We start from the raw sequence: 21,334 nt of genomic DNA, 5'->3' as shown, positions 1-21,334 counted from the left end.
ATGCGCTTATTGCTGGTTGAGGACGAGAAGGAACTGGCCGAGACACTGCGTCGTGGACTCATCAATGAAGGATTTGTTGTTGACGTTGCCAACGAGGGGGTCGGTGGTGCCTGGATGGCACTGGAGAATCCTTATGACGTCGCGGTCCTGGACATCATGCTTCCGGGCAAACACGGCTACCAGATCCTTAAGGAGATCCGTGCTGCCAATATCTGGACCCCGGTGCTCATGCTCACGGCCAAGGACGGTGAATACGATCAAACAGACGCCTTTGACCTTGGGGCTGATGACTATCTCACCAAGCCGTTCAGTTTCATGGTCTTGGTCGCTCGGCTTCGGGCGTTGATCCGTCGAGGCGCTCCGGAGCGTCCGGTCACTCTGTCGGTGGGAACTCTCGCGTTGGATCCGATACGTCGTAGCGTCAGCAGGCAAGGCAGCACCGTGTCCTTGACTCCCAAGGAGTACGCCATCCTTCACTATTTGATGCGTCGCCATGACGAGGTGGTCTCCAAGGCTGAAATCCTCGACAATGTCTGGGACTCCGCCTATGAGGGCAGCGACAATGTGGTGGAGGTGTACATGGGGTACCTTCGAAAAAAGATCGACGTTCCCTTCGGCAAATCCACGCTGACCACCATTCGAGGCATGGGATACTGCTTGGTCTCCGATGAACGCTAGCCACCGCCACCTACCGTTACCAACGCTCAAAGAGGACGGCCTCCAGAGGCGGTCGCGACGTCGTTGGGGGGTCCGCAAGAAGGTGGTTTTTGCCGCTATTGCGATCATGGCCACTGTCTTGGTCGTGGCGGGTTTCGTTCTGCTGTTCGTGCTGCGCTCAACGTTGATCACCAACGCCCGGGACATGACAGTTCAACAGCTCGACAGCCTTGTGGAAACGATCCAGGCGGACGATGCCGAAGATTTCGCCGGGGATGTGCGGGATTCCGGGATCCAGTTCGCGCAGATCCTTCAAACCGATGGCACCATCTTGGTTGCCTCGAAAGATGCCGACGAAGGGAAACTTTACGACGGGGCCGTCCTGGAGCCTGGGGAAAGCTACTTTTCAAAGAATGCCGGTCTGGTCGGCATCCTGGACTTTGATGAGCACTTGATCGCCGCACAGGGCGTAGCCACTGCCGAAGGGAACGTGCTGGTGGTGGTGGGTGCGGAGACCTCGATCGAGCGAGACGCGGTAAGCACCGTCGGGTGGGTCCTGCTCGCCGGGGTCCCGCTTCTGGTCATACTGGCAGGAGGGCTGATGTGGTTCCTCATCGGGCGTGCGTTGCTGCCGGTGGAACGCATCCGCGAGACCGTTGCAGGAATCTCTCAAAAGAACCTGGACGACAGGGTCGTGCTGCCAAATACGGCAGATGAAATCGAACGGCTCGCACACACCATGAATGCCATGCTGGACCGACTACAAAAGGCTGATGAATCACAACGTCGTTTCGTCACAGACGCCAGCCACGAGCTACGCAGCCCCTTAGCGACCCTCAGGACCGGCTTGGAAGTCGCTGTTGCCGATCCCACGGGACGAACATGGCTTGAAAGCTCCGATATGCTGCAAAACCAGACCCAACGCATGGGGTACCTGGTGGAAGATCTTTTGACGCTGGCCAAAATCGATGATTCTGGTCTGCGCTTCCGTATGGAGGATGTGGACCTGGACGACGTGCTGAACCAGGAAGCCCGGCGTCTTCGGTCGATGTCGGCGCACGTGGTTCGGACAGAGTTGGTGCCGGTGCGGATGAGGGGCGATGCGAACCGCCTGGGGCAGGTCTTCCGCAATCTGGTCAACAATGCCGAACGCCACGCCGAGGGCATCATCCGGATCTCACTTTCGTCACAGGGCGACCACGTCGTGGTGCGGATTGAAAATGACGGTGATCAGATCCCCGCAGCTGAAAGGGAACGCATTTTTGACAGGTTCGTCCGGTTGGATGCCAGCCGCGCCCGCGAGCACGGTGGAAGCGGACTTGGCTTGGCCATCAGCAAGGAAATCATCCTCGCCCATGGCGGCACCATCGAGGTCAGCCAGAGCCCGCAGGGATTCACGTGCTTCCTGGTGAGTCTGCCACTGGAACCACAAGTGCACCCCGTAGGGAAGGAACCCGCGGATAAGCTGTCCTCCCGCAATCCTGCAACAAGATTCTTTTCCGGCAAACAGCGATCACCCACAACGACCTCCGGGCGGAAACAAACATGAGCGCCTTCCTGGACTCGATCGTCTCCCTGCCCGCTCCACTGGTTTATGTGATCGTGGGCGCTCTGGCCTTTGGGGAGGCTGCGGCATTCGTCGGGTTGGTGCTGCCTGGTGAAACCGCACTGTTTCTCGGCGGCGTGATCGCCAGCCAGGGGAAAGTGGATCTGGGCATCATGCTGGTGATCGCCGTCGTGGCCGCGATCGCCGGGGATTCTGTGGGTTATGAAATCGGACGGCGTTTTGGGCCGAGTCTCAAACGCAGTCGGGCTGGACGGTTCGTTGGGGCCGAAAAATGGGCCAAAGGTGAGCAGTTCCTGGCCAAACGCGGGGGCACCGCGGTTTTGCTCGGCCGCTGGGTCGGTCTGCTGCGCGCACTGGTCCCGGCGATCGCCGGAATGTCACGCATGCCGTACAAGACATTCTTGCTGTATAACACCATTGGTGGGACGCTCTGGGCGGTGACCGTGGTCCTCGTGGGTTTCTTTGCCGGGCAATCCTATAAGACGATTGAACAATACCTCGGCAAAGCAAGCCTGATTCTGACTCTCATACTTGTCGGGGCGTTGCTGATCGCCTTGGTTGCGCGCTTTGCCCTGCGCAATCCCGAACGCACCAAACAATGGGTGGCCAGGCTCATCGCCTCCGCACCCATGGCTGCCATCAAGACCAGAGCCGCCGCCTCTGAGACCCCATACGGTGCAACAGCAAGGAAAACCCGGTGGTTTCCTCTTGTCGCCGGTGCACAGGTACGTGGCGTGCTCGCAGTTGCGATCATTGCGCTGGTCGGCAGCTACAACTGGATCAGCAATACCGCAGTGACGGGCAAGGTGTTGGGGAATATTGACAGCACGGTGGAGGCATGGTTCCGCAGCCACCAAGATGACGAATTTACGGTGTTGATGGAGATCATTAACATCGCGGGGCACCCGGCCCTAGTGGTATCCGTGCTCGTGGGGTGCGTCTTCCTCACCCGTACGGGACCGGTCGTTCAACCGTGGTGGTTCACTGTGTACCTGTCGGTGGTTTTGCTGCTGGCCACGGTCACCGGAGTATGGGTCGCGCATCTTGCGGGGCAGGCCATGGCCGTGGATTCGGCGATTGGTCAGCCTTTGGTCTCCACCGCGCTACTTACCGGTGCCGCATGGTTGGTGCTTCGACGGTACTCGGCAAAGTGGCGCCGGGCAGTGCTTACCCTGACCGGGCTGGTGGCGATCACTCCGCTGATTGCACTGAGCCATGTCTATCTCGGCCAGCAGAGTCCGTCAGATGCCGTATTCGGCTGGCTTGCCGGTACATTGTTTGCTGCTGCTGCTTGCGCATCGTGGCCGAGCACTAAACTGCCGGTATTCGCCGACATCAACGATTAGTGGCTGGGTCCGCGCGGCCACCGGATCTTGTGTACGACAGTGTTTTCTGTGACGCTGACGTTCCGGGAACCGGCGGACCACTACCAACCGGCCCCATACTCAGGAGCAGTCATGTACTTACCATTCTCTTCAAATGACGTTGCCCCCATCAACCTTTCCGACGCGGTCCTTTCCAGCACCGGTGGTTCGACGTGGCTCTCTTCATGGTGGACGGCCGGTGCGGTGACTGCTGTGTGCCTGCTGGTGGCAGTATTCCTCTTGTTGTTCCATCGCCCCCTGTCGCGCAAACGACCGGGACGAAATGGGCAGCCCAAATCAAGGAACCGCTTCTGGGCAGGCATCGTGGCACGCATTGCCGGGGTCCTCGTCCTGGTGCTGGTTGCTGGCGCATTCTTGGCCAATGCCTACGTAGGCTACGTACCGAACCTCACCGCAGGTGGCCGTGTTCTTGCCGCCGCCACGGGCCAGGGCAGCGATGCCGGGGCACCGGGGACTGTCGCCGTCGGGGGACCGGGAACGGTGGGGTCGGTTGGCATGCCCGGCGACACCAAACTCCGTGTCGCGGCCAGTGACGCTTGGGTCTACACGCCCCCCGGATACGACGCATCGGGAAAGACCAGATACCCCGTCTTATATCTCATCCACGGCTATCCAGGCACGGCGGCCGACTGGTTCGCCGCGGCCCAAATAGACCAAACGATGGACGCCCTGATTGCACAGAACATGGTCAAGCCGATGATCGTGGTGTCCCTGGATGTCAACGGCGGCGGGCAACGGGACACCGAATGCCTTGATGCCATCAATGGGCCAAAGATCGAATCGTGGATCTACACCCAAGCGATCCCCTTCATCGACAAGACCTATCCGACACGGACAGACCGATCCGGCAGGATCCTGGGGGGAATGTCCTCCGGTGGATACTGCTCACTGGACCAGGGCCTGCGCCATCAGGACACGTGGAGCACCATCATCTCTTTCGAAGGCTATGGAGATCCAGGAAGTGGCGGGAAGAGTGCGTTCAACGGCAATCAGGCGCTTATCAAGGCGCACTCACCGAGCGACTACCTTCCGACCATGAAATTCACGCATCCCCAGGCGTTCTACCTGGACAACGGGGACCGCAGCGGGGTTGCTCGGGTCAAGAAGCTGGCCGATCAACTCAAGAGCCGTCAGCAGAAGGTCTACTACCGGATCAATGCGGGCCAAGGGCATACATGGTCCGAGGTCCGGGCGGGCCTGCCCTATGCACTCGTTTTTGCCTCCCGGGAGCTCCCTGGGAAATAGGGCTCATTTAGCTTTCCGGTTGGCTCGGGCTCATGGCCAACACGACGCAACCCACCAGAGCGACAACGACCGCGGCAATAGCGGCGGTGGCCCAGCCCGTTCGTACTCCGTCGCCCAGAATCATCACTCCAACGATGCCAGGGACCACTACTTCGATGACCCAGAGAACCGATGTCACCGGACCCACCGCACCATGTTCCAGCGCGCGTGCGTAGGCCACGGCACCGACGATGCCGAAAACTGCAATCGACCAAGCAACGGGCTCGCTAACCACCTGCCATGGTGAGCTGACTCCCACCAGCGAGCGCGCGCCAAGTGCTGCACCGGAAAATGCCAGCCCGGCGACGACCGCCATCCCCATGGTTCCGCCAGCTCGGTACAGGATTAGCATGGCAGCGACGACCAGGGCCATGGAGGCAAGCAGAGCGGGGGCAAACCAAACAGGAGGGACGGTGGCTGACTCGGCGCCGGCGGCGGCGGCAACCGTCACCAGGGCTATGCCGACAGCTCCAATGGCGATCCTGTCTTTGACGCGCAGCCGGGCACCGAGGAAAATGCGTGCCAAGATCACCGTTATTGCCAGTGATCCAGCCAGCAGCGCTTGGACGGCAAACAGCGGGAGCCATTGCAGTGCGACCAAGGAGGCGAGCCAGGCCACTCCGTCACAGCCAAGGCCAAGCAGGTATAAGGGTTGGACAACCACTGCCGGACCGGAGGCGCGGGAGGCCCCGGCGGCTTGGAGCACCGAGCCGGCTCCGTACCCGACGGTGCCCAGCAGGGCTGCCAGTAGCGCGAGTGTCATCGGCTGGGCTGTTTCATGAACCGGCCGATTACCGGGATTTCGGTGATGCCTTCCGCGTTGGCGATCACGATGCTCTGGGCGGCGAGGTCGTCCATGGCTCCCACGATGACGTAACGGGGTACCCAGGAGGGTTGGTACTTTGCATTGAACTTCCACAGTGATTCGATTTGCGTGTGCTTGGAGGCCCGTTGCAGCACGGACTGCGATGTCTTGGCAAGGCGTCCCTCGGATTCACCGGCAACCACGCGGCGGAACATCGCGAAATTCAGGCCCAGGCCATGGCCGCCCTCCTCGGCGATGTGATGGATCGTCTCGGTGATCAGGAAGTCCATGATGCCGTTGGGCAGGTCCGGTGCCGTGGATCGGCGCATCACATCCAGTGACCACCCGTCGATATCCCGGGCCGGAACCCACTGCACAAAAGCCTGGGCTGCCCCGCCGGCATCCCGGGCAACAGTCAACAAGAGTCCGGTGTCCTCTGGGTCGAAGAGTCGGGACAGGGTCATGGAAAACCCTCGCTCGGTGTCTCCTTGGCGGCTCTGGGTCGATAAGCCGATGAGTTCATCGCGGACCGAATCCTCGAGCGTTGCGGGGTCGTGGAAACTGGTGGTGTAGCCACTGCGTTGGACACGTCGATAGGCCTGGCGAAGGGATTTCATCGGTGGGCCATCAAGGGTGAACGATGGGCATTCCACCACGGCTTCATCGCCCATGTATACGCTGCGCAGTCCGGAGGACTCATAGATGGGCAACCACTCGGAGGCTGCGGCCAACACAGAGACCGACCATCCGGAGCGTTGGGCGTACATCATGAATTCGGCCCAGGTTTCTTCGCGTTCTTCGCTAGGTCCGATGGGGTCGGGGGACACCAGGCAAACACCATTTTTCACCGTGTGCGCCACGAGGCTGTGGCCCGTGAAGAACCACTGCTTATCATTGCGCAGTGCGAAGTAGTCCAGCGTTCCACCGCCATGGGTTTCCACCAGCGTGCGGGCTCGTTCGCGTTCGGCGTGCTGCGCCGAACCGGTCAGCGGCGCAGGAGTACGCGGCGAGAGGAGCAGCCACAACACGCTGCCCAAGACGCACAATCCGATGGCGAAGAGTACGGGAGCCGCATAGCGTCCGCCGAAATCGATGGGCAGGACGCTGTTCCCACCCATTTTCTGCACCAATGCCCCAACGGTGTCGTCGAAGTCCCGACGGTGACGCCGGTCTGCCCTCATGGCCAGACCCGTCGCTAAAGCTAAGACAGTCGAGCTGCCGACAACTCCGACAACAATTGTGCGCACGGTCATCGAACGACTGGGAAGGACGGGAAACGCGCGGTGTTGGGTCGCTAACCAAACGAGCGCAACAACTGACAAGGAGGCCTCTGCGATATCCACGCCCTTGGCGATATGCAGGATGCTAGAAACAGCCAGGAGCACCAGTGCCGCCACCCACGCTAGGCGATGTCCTCGTCGCAGTCCGCGAGCGGTAAGCAGCATGCCGAAAGAGACGAATACCAATGTGATCGAAGCTGTGTGCGGAACCACGAAGGGAACGATCTGTAGGAGTTCGGCCAACATCCCCCGCAACGGGCGCGAAGCCGCCGAGAGCAAGCCGAGAATAGCCATGATGGCCACCACAGCGCCTGCCACTCGTCGAGCACGGTCACGCTGGTAGGACTGCAGCACATGATTCATGGGCCAAGTATGACAGAGCATCGTTTGTGACAGCGGCTAAATCCGGATCCGATCAGGACTGACGTAGGGTTCACTGATGCGCTGACTCTGTCTGCGTTCTCACCGAATATGTTCATGAATCGTGATGGGTCATGGACAAACGTGGAGGCTAGCAGTGTCGTAACGTTTGTTGATGTTCGGTCATCCGAAGACGTCCCGTGAGACGGTCGGCTGCCGGGGCCGCTGGGCTCGGAATCGAGGGTTCTAGGCTTTGTGGCACTGACGTTCCAGAGCGGAACGCTCTGTGGGACAACGCTGCCAAGTTATCCTCGAATACGGTCGCTTCCTTGGAAGTCACGTCTGTCCAAGCCAGAATTAGGCTACCGGTCCAGCATGGAACACTTGTTGTTTCAATTGCTCTAGAGCCAAGGATTCAGCGGCGATTTCCACGGTGCCATGGGGCAGGGCCAGTGTCAGTACCATCAGACCCGGAGGCAGGTGGCGCGGCACCCTACCACCTGAGATGCGCTCTGGATGGCCGGGGATACCAACAATGTCCAGTGTTGTCGGCCTACCCAGGGAAACTTCGGAGCCTGACATGACCTCTTGGAACAGGATTTGATGTGGTTGACAGGCCGCAGTTCCGCCTGCCCACACGTCCTGCAATGACCCTGGGCGGGAACCCGGATACCTTAGGTATATGAAGATGCCCCGCTTTTCCAAGGCGTTCGTCCGTTTCCTAGCTTCCCTTGCGTACAGGTAGTACAGGCCGCCCCACCACATGAGATTGAACAGGGTTGAGTACAACCCAAAGGACCAACTGTTTCCGCTAGCCCCGTAGGCGAGAAGTGACACCAAAGTCATCAGTACGATTGCCAGCGGGATGACGGCCATCCTGTGCTGCCAGAGCCATTCCCTCATGTATCGACCAAACTTTCCGTGGAGGATAGCCAATCTCCTGGCCCATGCCTGGCATTCGTCGCTCCCAAAACCGCGCCAGCATCAGGCCAGGATTCTGTTCAGTCTAGCGTTGTTCGCTATGCGGGGACCGCGGTATCTGGCTGTCTCCTCGCCCCTCTGGGATTAATCAAAACCTCTGAAACGAGAACCTTGGTTGGATAATGTTTTGGGCCGCAAGAAGTGGAGTCACTGAAGGAACCCGTAGCGGAACTCCGAACCGTTCTGATAGCTGAACGGTGCTGAAGGTATGCAGTACTGTCAGTTGGATGTTGCAAAATTCGATTCGAGGTGGCCAGAGGCTTGAATTATGGGTGGTGGCTGCTGGGGCCGTTCTCTGGATCGTCAGTTTCGCGGTTTTGCTCGTGGTGTCACCTTTGGGGACCTCGGTGTCGTCGGATCCGGGTGCGGAGGCGATCGCATACTGGGTGACGTTACTTCCGTCGGCGGTGGGAATTTCACTGGTTCTTCTGATTCCAAGACGCTCGCTTGCTCGTATAGCAGTCGTGCAAGAACGCCGAAGGTTTCTTATCACGACGGTCGTCCTGTTGGTGCTAGCTGCGCTATTCCCGCTGGCTTCCGCGACGATTCCGCTTCAAGGCGAGCTGTACGTTCTCGGCAAGCTCCTTCTTTTGATCATTATTCCCGGCGGACTCCTGCTTCTGGTCCGCCGAAGTGTGCAGATCGACTTTCGTAATAGTGCTGCGCGGTGGTGGGCTCCAGCGATCGTGATCGTGCTGTGGGTGATCGTTTCGCAGGTTGCCCCGTGGAATCCAACTTTCGACATAGGTGGTTTGGATCCGGCTTTTGTCGTCACTGCTGCGGTTGCGACGGCATTGACAGCGGGCGTTGGTGAGGAGCTCTTTTGCCGTCGATGGCTTCAGACTCGACTGGAAGCGGGCCTCGGGGCATGGTCGGGAATCGTTATAGGGTCCTTCGCGTTCGCGCTCATGCATCTTGGTTCGCATGGAACAGGCGAATTCTTCATCGACGTCGCACGCGTCATTGTCGTTCAAGGCTCGTTTGGGTTATTTCTCGGGATCATGTGGTGGCGATACCGAAATCTCTTCGCCAACGTCGTCGTTCACGTCTTCGCGAACGGGTGGGCCGTGGCCGCGGCGCTCGTGGCTGCTTAACGAGACGTCTCTTTATCTCAGCGGGCGGCGACGCTGCAATGGAATTGAGCAAGAGGCTTATACCCACTGGTGGAGCCCACTATGGCAAGGCCGCAAGAGGGTCTACAGGCGGGGCAATTTGACTCAAAACGAGGCTTCAGAGCTTTGCAGCGCTATCGTTCCGAAGAGGAAGGGCCTATGGTACTTGGTAGGTCGGCAAGAATTGGGCGACACCCATGACGAAGAGACTCCACAATGCCAGATCTTGTAGGCCCGTGATTGTGCCAGCACCAGTAATCAATTCAGACTTGGCCTCCATTGTTGATGCTGCGGTTATCGACCTTCCCAGCAAGGCGCGTGCCGCACGAAGAACAGTTGTCGACGAAGGTTCCGCCCACATTGTCGTGCTGCTTCAGGGGCATGCCGCAGTCAGAATTGCACGTGACAAATCTACGGCTGAGACAATGTGTCGGAGACAAGGGCTTGTCGATGGGATTCCGCGCGATATGGGGTTGGCATTGCCCTGGTCCCTGGGACCGGTCATCGAGATCAATGGCGTATGTGCCGTCGCCACGGAATTTGTTGCCGGGAGCCCTTGCCCCGTTGGCGAAGGGTCACCGGGCGAACTGCGGCGCCTGCTGGATGTGGTGTCCTCCGTGGATGCGGTCCCGCTCCGTGGTTTGCTGGCTGATCCACTGTCTTTTTGCGGGGGTGCTGCCTGGTACCGGATTCAAGTCGATGAGGTGCTTCCCCGGCTCGATCCCCAAACGAGGGTTCTGGCCAGGGAAGCAGTCGAGGCTCTCGCGTCTCTCGGTGCGGAGCATCGGGTCTTTTCCCATGGTGATTTGGGAGGCCATAACGTCTTGTGGGATCAAGGACGTGTATCCGGCATCCTGGACTGGAATTTGTCTTCCGAGAGTGACCGTGCGACTGATCTTGCCAGCCTGGGTGTCTGGCATGGATGGGAGAAGCTGTCGGAGATTGCCTCCGCCGATCAAGTTCACCGGGCATTGGTCCGGCGAAACACCTTTCGGCTTCAACAGGTGGGCTTCCTGGTCGTTTCCCGGCGGCCGGATTCCGAGATCTCGGCTGCGGCGGACAAGGCATCCACGTGGCTTCGCGAAAATCTGGCCTAGGCCCGCACCAACTGGATTCCCGGCATCGCCGTCAGAGGTCAAACGTACTGCGCTTATGTGTCCGTGACGGGAACCTTGAAGGGAACTGCTGGATTGCCGCCGGATCATTCGAAAGGTGTGAGGTCACCGGATCAAATGTATGACTCTTACTTCTAAGCTGTTCCCATGACCAACACAACAATCAGCACAGATGACTCCATGATGACCTTGGTGAATGTTTTTTCAGTTGCACCCGAGCACCAACAAGAACTAGTCGACGTTCTGGTCGAAGCGACTGATGGAGTCATGCAGAATATGCCAGGATTCATCTCGGCCAACATCCACCGAAGCACTGACGGGCGGCACGTGGTGAATTACGCGCAGTGGCAAAGCCGCGCCCACTTCGATGCCATGCGAGAAGACCCAGCGTGCGGTGCCCACATGAAGAGAGCTGCGGATCTCGCCGAATTCACACCGATCGTATGCGACGTAGTGCACGCTCGACACGTGTGAGGCCCTCCACGAGGGGGAACGGTCACCGAACGCGAGAAGAGAGGGGCCAATGCTCCCTTCCGGATACGGTTTTCCCCACGAATCTCGCCATTGTCGATCAGGACCAGGTGACCAGAAGCCCAAGAGGAACGTGCGAGTCTAGATGGATACCGTGAGGATGTGGCCGATGAGAGTGTCATTGGTGGATGCGGCGAGCATGGCAGTAGCGAGGTCAGTTCGGCTGATTTTCTTGGCTCCGTTGAGGTGCGAGTCGATCGCCGTGCGGTAGATACCGGTCGGCTCGTCATCAGTCAAGAGCGGAGGGCGGATGATGGTCCAATCGATGTTGGCGCTGTCGCGGAGGGCTGCCTCCATGATGCGGAGGTCGGCGTAACTGGGACCGAAGAATCGCCACAGGATCGGGTGGAGGAGAAGCCGCTCAAAGAGGTTCTTTTCGTGCGGGAGGGACGCGGGAACAGCACTGACCGTCACTAAACGCCTCACCCCGGCCCGGCGCATCTCGGCAGTGACATTGGCAGCACCTTCGGAGTACACCATCGCGGGTTCTTTGCCGTTTCGTGGCCCGATGGCATTGATCACGGTATCGGAGCCAGCGAAGGCTCCCGCAAGTGAGCTGGGGTCGGAGACGTCCGCGCGGTGAACCTGAACCCCAACCGCAGGAGGCCCGTAAGTGCTGTCATCCCTAACTAGCGCGGTGACCGTGTGTCCCGCGCGGAGTGCCTGTTGAACGATTTGGCTTCCGGTTCGCCCGGCAGCCCCCAAAACGATGATGTGCATTGTCGTCATCCTTTCTGGCAAAATATGCTGGCTTTGCGGACATGTTGTGGCGGTGCGGGGAAGTGTGAACCAGCTCATGCTTGAGCCGATGAACAATGCCAATACGTAATGAACAGGGTGCGTGCCACCACCGTCGTCGGGTTGCTAGTCATCGACAATGGCCTTTCGATTTCGCTCGTCAGCGATGATGTCTCCGACGCGTTCGGCGAGCTGGCGGTGCCAGTCGATCTCCGTTTTCAGCCGTTCGGTTCGGTGGGCCATCGCTATTCGTTCGGCGACGGTGAGATATCGGGCCACGCTTGCCCGTTGGGCTTCCTGGTCGGCCAGCATGCCCTGGAATGTGGCGATCCTCGCCTCGACAATCGCCGGCAGATTCTCGAGGTGGTCGAAGTCGAGGCGTGTTAGGGCAAGATCAAACGGGTCCGGTTTGAACATGACTTCGCGCAGCCCATTCAGCTGTAGCGATACCAGCACGCGCCGACCATTTTCGGTGATGCCCCAGACCTGTCGTTTGGGGTAGTTGCCGGGCTGTTCCACCCGTAGTTCCTCGATTAGGCTCTCGGCAGCGAGTCGCTTGATCGCCCCGTAGAGCCCGCCAACTGTAATGTCCGCCCACTCGGACACGTGCTCTTCAGTGGCGAGGAGGCGGAGCTGGTGGCCGTGCATAGCGCCACGATCGGCAAGAGCACCGAGGATGAAGATACGGATCGAAGACATGTAACTACCCTTGCACGAGTAGTCTTGCAATACAATAGATATATAGCTTTCGTCTGTTATCTTTCTCGCGGTTCCAAATGGCGAACCGATCCCTTCTCAGACGACCGCAACGGGGTCGGTCACCGGACATCACAGCGCATGACCTGATCCTTTGCAGACGTTGAGCGACGACTGTTCCGTTTGGCCCGACCGTTGGACTGTGTCGCGTGCGTACCGCTTACGGAACGCTGTTTAGAAGAAGCCCCAGTTGAGGATGACCAATTTTCGAACGCGTCCCTTTTAGTCAGTTGATGGGCTCGGTGTTGCCTTATCGCTCGGCCGCCGGATACTTTACTTGTCTACACGCCGCACAACATTGGAGTCCAAAGAATGCGCGCCGCCGATGAACGATTTTGGGCCAAAGTCATCAAGGGGCCAGCCCCGGGTGACTGCTGGTTCTGGGTTGGGGCCATCAGTGATGATGGCTATGGCCGCTTCACTCTCAACAAGAACGGGACAACCAGGGCAGTTCGCCCACACCGCTTCGCCTACTATCTAGCGACCGGTGTTTGGCTCGATGATATGCCCTCGCTAATGCATGGCTGCGACGAGCCAACATGCGTACATGCCACCGTGGATCCCAGTTCGCATTTGATGCCCGGCACTCATCGGGAGAACATGCTCGACCGGATCAAGAAGATGCGACACAGTAACGGAACCGGCTTAAGGTATTGGGGCGTGGGACGCGCCGCGCAAGCGGATAGGTCGCGCCGCATCCGTGAAGAACTGTTGGCCCATGGTTGGGACAGTGAACGAATCGTCGCGATTCGTTTCAACCACGATCCGGACACTCCTACGTTGTTCTAAGCGTCGGCGGGAACAACAGCCGACTTGGCAGGACCAGGGGTCGGCACATACTTCTTGAGCGTTGAAACACTCATGCCCAAACGCGCTGCAACAGCACTCCTGGACTCGCCCGTTTCGAGCATCCTGGCTACAACATCGCCCGATTCATTTCTTGCCTGTTCGGCGTCAGCTTTTCCCTGTTCAATGATTTTCTCGGCCTTTTCCTGTGCTGCTGTTTCCATTTCCTGGGCTGCGTCATCGAACTCAATAAATTTCGCGGCCAGCTCGATAAGTTCTTCGTTGCGGGCGGTGAAGTCGGCGGCCTTTTGCCGCGCCTTCTCACGAGCGGCAATTTGCTGTGCTGACTTACGTGGCGATGCCATGTCATCCCTCTGTTCGTGAAACCTAACGGTCAGTGGAAGCGAACCCTGCATAGTGCGGGGGAGTGCCGTCTTCGCCGGCCCAAGCGGACCGTTCTTCGCCCGGGCTGGTTCTGTGGTGGGTTGTGCACATGGGCACGGCAAAAGATAAAGTCCACAGTTCTTTTCCCGCACACATGTGGACAACCCACCACGTACGGTTCTACACAATCGAATACACCGTGGATAACCAACAGCATGTTACCCACCGCGCATTCTCATGTGCAGAACCGCATCAAAAGATTGATGGCCCGATCATAGCGCGATTCCTGATCTGTTTCCTCGTCCCTCGAATCAGGAATTGCCCTAATATCTGTCACACCTCATGCATCATCGATAAATTTGGGTGCTGAAGCTATGATTGTGTGATGATGACCCTCCACAAGCTCAGCGCTGGGGACGGGTACTTGTACTACACCAGAGAGGTCGCCAGCGCGGACGAGTACCGTGCCGCTGATCGCCAGCTGGGCGATTACTACCACGCTGACGGGAACCCTCCCGGCCAGTGGGGCGGCGCAGGAGCCGTTCATTTGGGCGTGACCGGTGTTGTCACCGAGGCTCAAATGGCAGCGCTGTTCGGTGAGGGGATCCACCCTGACGCCGAAGCATTGCTAGCGCAGGATCCTCAGGCCGAGGTTCGTTTGGGGCAGCGTTACAAGCGCTACCAACAAGGTGAGAACGTCCTTGGTTCGCGCATCAATACGGCCATGGGCGACTTCGAGCGGATGGAAAAGCGTTCACCAGGACCGGATGATCGCCGCTTGATCCGCTCCCGTGTTGGTGCGGTGTACTTCCGTGAAATGCACGCCAGGAACCCCAAGGACAAGGAAGAGCTGGGCCGGTTCATCACCGCCCAGACGAAGCCAGCCTCACAAGCCGTGGCAGGATATGACCTTGTTTTCGCTCCCGCCAAATCCGCTTCGGTGCTTTGGGCAGTCGGTGGCGACGAGGCCAGAAAGGCCATCGAGGCAGCCCATCACGAAGCCATTGAAGAGGCCATGGCTTACCTTGAGTCCGAGGCTGTCTATACGCGTCGGGGCCGTAACGGTGTGCGGCAAGAAGACGTGGAGGGTGGCTTGGTTTACACCACGTTCCGTCACTATGACTCACGCAACGGGGATCCGCAGCTGCACGATCACGTGGTGGTATCCAACAAGGTCATGGGCAAGGATGGCCGCTGGTCCTCCCTTGATGGAGCACTGCTTTACAAGTTCAACGTGGCCGCCTCCGAGCATTACAACCGAAGGGTGATGGAGAAGATCACCGAACGCTTAGGCGTTGGTTTGGTGGAACGCCCGATAGCTGGCAAGCGTCCGATCATGGAGATTGCCGGTGTTGATCTTGCTGCCATAGAAGCAGCATCCTCGAGGCGTACCGCCATCAAACCCGTGATCGATGAGCTAGTAAAACAGTTCACCGAGGACCACGGTTATGCACCGAATTCCAAGCAGATGATCGATCTGGCTCAGCAAGCGACACTGACCACGCGGCCGGTGAAGAAGGAAGCCCGACAGCTCTCAGCACTGGTGCATCAATGGAAGCAAGACCTCAGCAAGGTCGAAGGTGTCACCGTGGGGCCACGAGCCTTGACGGTAGCCAGGGAGCACCGCTTCGATGCACGCATCAAAGCCGAAAAGGAGAACCCCGGATGGATGGTCAACACGGCCGATGAGGTTGACCCCGAAGAAGCGGCACAACACGTTATCGGTGTGCTGGAACGCTCCCGAGGATCCTGGGGAGCGCACCACATCGAGGCGGAGACCCGCCGCCATCTTGGCTCACGCTTCGGAGACGTAACGATCCCGGCCAACCTCATCGAGCAGGTCACCGCACGGGCCACCGACCAGTTTTCGTTGCTGTTGACCCCGGGGGAGCGCACACCCTTAGTGGACTCGCTGAGGCGCCTTGATGGGTCTTCCAAATATTCCAAGGCACACCGTGAGCTCTACACATCCTCCGGTGTCCTACACAGTGAAGACCGCTTGCTAGAAGCAGCACAGAAGCAAATCATCCCGGCAGCAACAGGCGAAGCATTCGAGCGCGCACTGGCGATGCAGGGGAAGAGATTCGATGCCGGGCAACTGGGAATGGCCCGTGAATTCGCGTGCTCGGATAAGTTGTTGCGCGTCGGTGTCGGACCGGCAGGGGCCGGCAAGACCACCGCACTGCGGCTCGCTGCTGACACGATCAACGAAGCTGGCGGCAAAGTCATCGCACTAGCACCGACAGCGGCGGCAGCCGCCGTCATGTCCGGTGAACTTGGTGCGACAGCAACCACCATTGATTCCTTCGTCCTTGCACACCAGCGCTTGTCACCGGATGCGATCATTCCCTCACCCGGGGACGTGATCATCATTGATGAAGCCGGGATGGTGGGTACCGGGTTGTTCGCCGCAGCTGTGACCATTGCCGAACAATACGGTGCCGTGGTCCGCGCCCTGGGCGATGACCAACAGCTTTCAGCCGTGGGATCCGGCGGCGCACTGCGCCTGATCCGCACCGAAGCCGGAGCCATGCACCTCGAAGACTTGCACCGCTTCCGCCATCCAGACGGTACAGCGAACGAGGAAGAAGCCGCCGCCACGCTGGCACTACGCGAACCCCCGGCCATAGGCACCGATGACCCATGGACGTTCTACCGCACCAACCACCGCATCGTTGCCGGCGACGTAGAAACCATGACCACCGAAGTGTTTGAAGCGTGGCAGAAGGACACCAACGCCGGAAAGAACTCGGTGATGATGGCGTTCGACAACAACACCGTGACCGAGCTGAACGCCCGCGCCCAGTCCTACCGACTGGCCACCGAAAAGATCAGCGACGGCCCCGGCTCAACCTTGCGCGACGGACTCACCGCCCACGTCGGGGACGTGGTGGTGACCCGCAAGAACAACCGGCTCATGTCCCTGAACCAAGGCAAAGACTTCGTGAAGAACAACGACGTGTGGACCGTGACCGGCGTCCACACTGACGGCAGCCTCTCGGTACAGCACCGGGACCATTCAGGGACCACCACGCTTCCCGGTGAGTATGTGCGCGAATCGACCATGCTTGGCTACGCCGCAACGATTCACCGCACCCAAGGCATGACGTGCGATACCACCCACGCCATGCTGTCCTCCGAACTCACCCGCTCGTTGGCTTACGTGGCAGCCTCACGCGGCCGGGAATCCAACCACCTCTATGGTGCGTTGGCCGACGGGGAAACCCTCGACGGGTTACTTGATTCCGTGGCAGCGAATCACGACACCAACCTCACCGCCCATGAGCTCGTTGCAGCAGCTCGCGCCCAAGCACGTTCGATCCCAGAAAAGTCCGCGGCCTACCTCGACGTTGATGACCAAGCGAACCTGGAACGCATGAAGAACGTCGCCCGTCGTGCCCTAGGTGATGGGCCGGCCCAAGGACTCATTGATGAGAACGCGTGGGAGCCGCTAGCCAGGACCATGCTGACCGCCGAAAAGTCCGGGGTCAACGTCCCAGATGCGCTGGCTGGCGCTTACGCGGAAAGAGGTTTCAGCGATGCCGTGGATAGCTCCGCGGTCATGGTCTGGCGGCTCGAAGCCGAAACCGCCGGCACCGTCGATATGGCTACCGGGGAACGACCGTTGGCCAACGTCTCCGATGAACACTTGGAGACCTTGGGGCAGCGCGCGGCCGAACAGCGGGTCCGTGCCGGGAACATCGTGGCCGAAGAAACACCGGATGCCGGACAGAAGCCCTGGATCCAACGCCTCTACGGGCACCTCACCGATGATGCACTCGATACACGCATCAAGGCCGCATCGGATGTGAAGGATCGGCAGATCCCTTCGGATCCGCAGAACCAGTCCGTGGCCCTGTCATGGCAGCTCTGGAAACTGAACCACGAGAAACAAACCCGTCAACAGCTCCCAGAAGATGCTTTGCTGCGCGAGACGCTACAACGTGGCGGCACTGATCGGGTTGAGCACGCCAGCACTATTCTGGATCGGATTCACCGTGAACAGCTGATCCGCCAACGCATCATGCCCGTTTCTCCCGCCTCGGTGATCCCTGACGGGTTGCCCGAATGGATTGCCCCGGCCGTTGCCGCCGCACAGTGGGACACTCCGGTGTTGTGGAGGCAGGAACTCCTTGCACGGCGTGAGGAAATGGTCCCGCAGTTCAATCGCCTGGGTTCCGAACTTGCCGCCGAACCACCAACCTGGGCCCAAGCCTTGGGGCCGGTGCCCTCCGATACCCAACACCAAGAACAGTGGCGACAGCTGGCAGCCGAAGTTGCTGTGTATCGGGAGCAGTACCGGATACCGGTCACCGAAGCGACCGCCATCCCGGCCGAACACCGGGACAAGGACCTCGGGTCTGAGCTGAACGCAAGGATCACCGCCATGCACAAATACACCCAGCAGACAGCCAAGGAACCACTGTCTCGTGATGACGCTCGGTTGATGCACGAGGCCGCCGAGGTAGAAACACGACTGATGGAGGAACAAGTGCCGGCCGAGCAGGTCATCGACCACATGCGTACCGAGCGCGCCGAAGAGTCCACGCTGACCGCTGAGCAAGCCCGAGCCGAACGTATTGCTGAGCTTTCGCGCCGCTTGAAGGCGTCACGCCAAAAGTCAGGGGAGGCCCCACCAGAGCGCTCCGAGGCTTATAAGACAGCGCTTGCTGCCATGAAGCAGCGGCGCAAGGAAGAAGGCGGGGATCGCAAGGAAGGCGACTCGGATGGGACCCCGATAAGCAAAGCTGCCGAGACGGCCCGGAAAGCTCGAGCCTACCGAGAAGAAGCTGAGCGGGATCGTCAGCAGCAGCGTGACAAGGACGATATATCGCGTCAAGGGGACGATCGAGGTCCACGCTACCGCCGCTAGAAAGGTGCACCGCAGGCTCGGTCCTGCCCCTTGGCCATCGAACGCGCGGAGCAGAGAATGTATGGAATCTGCCATGACAATAGATCCTTGATCAGCTCAATGGCGTTAATGGTCATCGGGTGCTGCCTCCGGCGGTAAGCCCGCCAGCGCCGTAGCCAAGGCGTTGGGTCTTCCTAACGAAGAAGGGTGCTGACCGTTAGGACCTTAAGGTTCGATAAGTTCGGTTTCGATGATTTCCTTGCGCACTTGTCCCTCAACAACTTCGTCTCGTGTCACTGCTTTGCGGCTTAGCCGGATGCGTTCGATCGGGACGACGTCCATTTCGACGCGCGGTTTCTCCTCGTACAGGACCACCTCGACAGCGTCCCCGTTGAAGGCCGTCTCTACGGCTTCATATAACCGTTCCCGTTCAGCATCGGTATAGGGGGTCTCGCCGTCATCGTAGAACGTTGTCCCGTCAGTGATTGGAGTGCGCTCAATCACGAGTTCTTCGCGCCGGATCTGGACCGTTATGGTCACATCCTCGGTGATCACCCTTTTGACCAGTCGTACGCGCTCTGTTTCGTGGATTTCGGTGCCAACCAGAAGCTGCTCTTCGGAGCGGATCATGACCGCATCGTCGTCTCCAGATGGCGGAGCACTGCTGTTGTGGATCGTATCTGCCGCAGGATCTACGGGAGTATCCCTTGTGGCCGCGTGGGAGTAGTAACGCAGTAATTGTTGCTCTTCCTCAGGCAGAAGATGGTTTCCCTGGGAGGGCATCGGTGAATTCTGGACTGTGGCTTGGGCGTAAGGCAAAACAACAGTGTTGTCCCTCAGAGTGGCATTTTGGAGGGGTGCGAAATAACTAGGGAGACCAATCACGTGGGGTGTGACAACGACCCATCGGGGATCTCCGGAAGTGTCGTCGATGTGAAGTTGTTCAATCGTCCCCAGCACGGCGCCTTCTTCGCTCAGGACATTGGCACCGGAACTCATGGAGTCTTGCAACTGTTCAAGGGTAATCATGGTGGTCCTTTTCGAAAAAACTCAGCTGCCCTATATATAGCACTGGCGAAGAACGTCTTGTCACGCCCCGCTCCACCATCCTATGGGTGGACACGGCTGGGTGTGGCAGGAGGCCGCAGCATCATTTTTCGAGCTCTGCTCCCTACGCGGAGCCTTCGCACGGAACCGCTTGTGTAGCGGTGGTGTGAGGCCCTCAGGCCGGCTCGCCTCCTGTGTTGGCCACAGCCTCGGTTTCAGCGAATCTGCCGGGTTGGTCCACTCCAGCAGGAACCGCTCAGGGAAGCGGTACCTGCTGGAGCGTTGGGCATCATTGCCATAGAGCTCTGCATTTTCACTTCCGTGTGGCACAAGCACGCTCAAGGACGAGCGTGACCATGGTCCAAGAAGGAACTTCATCACTGAAAAAACCCGCCAGCACCAAGAACTACGCGGTCCGCCGCCTGCTCGAGCTGGGCTACGACGTAGCGCTGAGCGCGCTGTCGATCTCTACTTAGCAGTGCGCATTCAAGATCTTGGGACTGGTAGTCAGATCACCAAAGAACGCCCGTTCTCGGGATTTTCGTGGCTCCATCTCTGACCGGATATGACGGGAAGGCTTAGATCGCTGTGTACCCGCCGTCAATGAGTACGTAGGAGCCAGTCATGAAACTGGCCTTGTCGGAAAGCAGAAACGTGGTGAGGTTCGCGACCTCGTCCGGTTGCCCCAGGCGGCCGAGCGGATGCTTGGCTTCTAGTCCGTCAAGGACTTCCTTTGGGGCAGCGGCCAGCAGCGGTGTCTCGATATAGCCTGGGCCGACCGCGTTGATGCGTAGGCCCTGGGATCCGTATTCGGCTGCGGCGTTCTTGGTCAGGCCCACCACTGCGTGCTTGGTTGCGGTGTAGGCGGCGTTGCCCGGAGCAGCGACGGTACCGTGGATCGAGGCCATGTTTACGATGGCGCCTTCGGAGGCACCTGAGGCAAGGATAGCCGGGATCTGGTGGCGCATGCCGTAGAGGACCCCGTTCAGGTTGATGTCTATGACCCTGTCCCAGTCCTCTACGTCGAGCTCTCCGACAGGGGCGCTGGCACCGCCGATTCCGGCGTTGTTGACCGCATAGTTGAGGGCGCCGTAGGTGGAAACCGCGAAATCGACGGCCTTCTTGCTGTCTTCGGCAATCGCAGTGTTGGCTTCGAACGAAACCGCGGAGCCGCCCGCAGCCGTGATTTCGTTGGTGACACGCTTGGCACTGTCGAGGTCGATATCGACAACAACGATGTTGACGCCGTTCTTGGCGAGGTCTTTGCTGATCGCTTCGCCGAGTCCGGAGCCTCCGCCGGTGACGAGCGCAGTCTTGCCTTCGAAGTTACCCATGATTCCTCCTACGATGCGGGACTGACCCCACAGATCTTCATTGGTGGGCTCTGACTGAGCCCCTCATCCAGCCCAACATTGTTCACAGCGCCAATATTCCATGCACGCGCATTACCTGAGCGTACCCTTGCCTTAGCTTTGGAATCCGTGGCAGTCACGGGTGACGGCTGGACACCACAATTCCTGAAGAGCATCGCCGTGGGCTATGAGCGGTGGCTCTTGCGTTAGGTCCCGGCAGAGCCGGGTGAGTCAGCGCCATTGTCGGCGCACGAAGATATGCTCGAACCTAAATCAATAATCGATTAAATCAAATAATATTTGATTTAATTGGGTGTACATAAGTATTACTTTACATAATCT

The 21,334-nt window shown here is 59.2% G+C and carries 16 protein-coding genes; 9 read left to right on the top strand and 7 right to left on the bottom strand.

Annotated features, from left to right (window positions below):
* From ABEA12_RS03055 to ABEA12_RS03040, 4 genes are all read left to right on the top strand, one after another.
* Positions 1 to 678 carry a response regulator transcription factor gene (locus ABEA12_RS03055; protein WP_210102397.1) on the top strand — a complete coding sequence of 226 codons (678 nt, stop codon included), beginning with the start codon at positions 1 to 3 and terminating at the stop codon, positions 676 to 678.
* A gap of 106 nt (positions 679 to 784) precedes the next feature.
* Positions 785 to 2,206 (top strand): sensor histidine kinase, encoded by a 1,422-nt coding sequence (locus ABEA12_RS03050; protein ID WP_210099289.1) that lies wholly within the window; start codon positions 785 to 787, stop codon positions 2,204 to 2,206.
* Positions 2,203 to 3,570, top strand: a complete 1,368-nt coding sequence (locus ABEA12_RS03045; RefSeq protein WP_210099290.1) for a VTT domain-containing protein — start codon at positions 2,203 to 2,205, stop codon at positions 3,568 to 3,570. The genes ABEA12_RS03050 and ABEA12_RS03045 overlap by 4 nt, the downstream gene beginning before the upstream one ends.
* A gap of 111 nt (positions 3,571 to 3,681) precedes the next feature.
* Entirely contained in the window at positions 3,682 to 4,854 is a 1,173-nt protein-coding gene (locus ABEA12_RS03040; protein WP_210099291.1) for an alpha/beta hydrolase, read from the top strand.
* Between the two features lie 7 nt (positions 4,855 to 4,861).
* On the opposite strand, the gene ABEA12_RS03035 is transcribed toward ABEA12_RS03040, so the two are convergent.
* Together ABEA12_RS03035 and ABEA12_RS03030 are read right to left on the bottom strand one after the other, a co-directional pair.
* Positions 4,862 to 5,656 (bottom strand): hypothetical protein, encoded by a 795-nt coding sequence (locus tag ABEA12_RS03035; protein WP_210099292.1) that lies wholly within the window; start codon positions 5,654 to 5,656, stop codon positions 4,862 to 4,864.
* Positions 5,653 to 7,272 (bottom strand): bifunctional lysylphosphatidylglycerol flippase/synthetase MprF, encoded by a 1,620-nt coding sequence (locus tag ABEA12_RS03030; protein WP_210099293.1) that lies wholly within the window; start codon positions 7,270 to 7,272, stop codon positions 5,653 to 5,655. Before ABEA12_RS03030 ends, ABEA12_RS03035 begins: the two co-directional genes overlap by 4 nt.
* Before the next feature lie 1,274 nt (positions 7,273 to 8,546).
* On the opposite strand from ABEA12_RS03030, the gene ABEA12_RS03025 reads away from it, so the two are divergent.
* The 3 genes from ABEA12_RS03025 (at position 8,547) to ABEA12_RS03015 (ending at position 11,020) form a co-directional block, all read left to right on the top strand.
* Positions 8,547 to 9,413, top strand: a complete 867-nt coding sequence (locus ABEA12_RS03025) for a CPBP family intramembrane glutamic endopeptidase (RefSeq protein ID WP_345466331.1) — start codon at positions 8,547 to 8,549, stop codon at positions 9,411 to 9,413.
* Between the two features lie 215 nt (positions 9,414 to 9,628).
* On the top strand, positions 9,629 to 10,528 hold the full coding sequence (locus ABEA12_RS03020; RefSeq protein ID WP_210099294.1) for a phosphotransferase: 900 nt from the start codon (positions 9,629 to 9,631) through the stop codon (positions 10,526 to 10,528).
* Between the two features lie 165 nt (positions 10,529 to 10,693).
* Entirely contained in the window at positions 10,694 to 11,020 is a 327-nt protein-coding gene (locus tag ABEA12_RS03015; RefSeq protein ID WP_210099295.1) for an antibiotic biosynthesis monooxygenase family protein, read from the top strand.
* 138 nt (positions 11,021 to 11,158) lie between these two features.
* On the opposite strand, the gene ABEA12_RS03010 is transcribed toward ABEA12_RS03015, so the two are convergent.
* Entirely contained in the window at positions 11,159 to 11,797 is a 639-nt protein-coding gene (locus ABEA12_RS03010) for an NAD(P)-dependent oxidoreductase (protein ID WP_210099296.1), read from the bottom strand.
* Between the two features lie 144 nt (positions 11,798 to 11,941).
* A complete protein-coding gene (locus ABEA12_RS03005) occupies positions 11,942 to 12,514 on the bottom strand; it encodes a PadR family transcriptional regulator (protein WP_210099297.1) in 573 nt (190 codons plus the stop codon).
* Between the two features lie 369 nt (positions 12,515 to 12,883).
* Here ABEA12_RS03005 and ABEA12_RS03000 point away from each other — a divergent pair, with 369 nt between their 5' ends.
* On the top strand, positions 12,884 to 13,360 hold the full coding sequence (locus ABEA12_RS03000; RefSeq protein WP_210099298.1) for a hypothetical protein: 477 nt from the start codon (positions 12,884 to 12,886) through the stop codon (positions 13,358 to 13,360).
* Here the strand turns inward: ABEA12_RS03000 and ABEA12_RS02995 are convergent.
* A complete protein-coding gene (locus ABEA12_RS02995; RefSeq protein WP_210099299.1) occupies positions 13,357 to 13,722 on the bottom strand; it encodes a helix-turn-helix domain-containing protein in 366 nt (121 codons plus the stop codon). The two genes, ABEA12_RS03000 and ABEA12_RS02995, sit on opposite strands and share 4 nt — an antisense overlap.
* 404 nt (positions 13,723 to 14,126) lie before the next feature.
* Here ABEA12_RS02995 and mobF point away from each other — a divergent pair, with 404 nt between their 5' ends.
* On the top strand, positions 14,127 to 18,614 hold the full coding sequence (mobF, locus tag ABEA12_RS02990) for a MobF family relaxase (protein ID WP_210099300.1): 4,488 nt from the start codon (positions 14,127 to 14,129) through the stop codon (positions 18,612 to 18,614).
* A 204-nt stretch (positions 18,615 to 18,818) separates the two neighbouring features.
* On the opposite strand, the gene ABEA12_RS02985 is transcribed toward mobF, so the two are convergent.
* Positions 18,819 to 19,622: a YsnF/AvaK domain-containing protein gene (locus ABEA12_RS02985; RefSeq protein WP_210099301.1), complete on the bottom strand. Its 804-nt coding sequence runs from the start codon at positions 19,620 to 19,622 to the stop codon at positions 18,819 to 18,821.
* Positions 19,623 to 20,218: 596 nt separating this feature from the next.
* Complete coding sequence (locus ABEA12_RS02980; protein WP_210099302.1) at positions 20,219 to 20,974, bottom strand: SDR family NAD(P)-dependent oxidoreductase; 756 nt, start codon at positions 20,972 to 20,974, stop codon at positions 20,219 to 20,221.
* Positions 20,975 to 21,334: the final 360 nt, after the last annotated feature.

It is taken from the genome of Paeniglutamicibacter antarcticus (genome assembly GCF_039544305.1).
GTDB lineage: Bacteria > Actinomycetota > Actinomycetes > Actinomycetales > Micrococcaceae > Paeniglutamicibacter > Paeniglutamicibacter antarcticus_C.
This window is presented reverse-complemented; position numbering and strand designations above follow the sequence as displayed.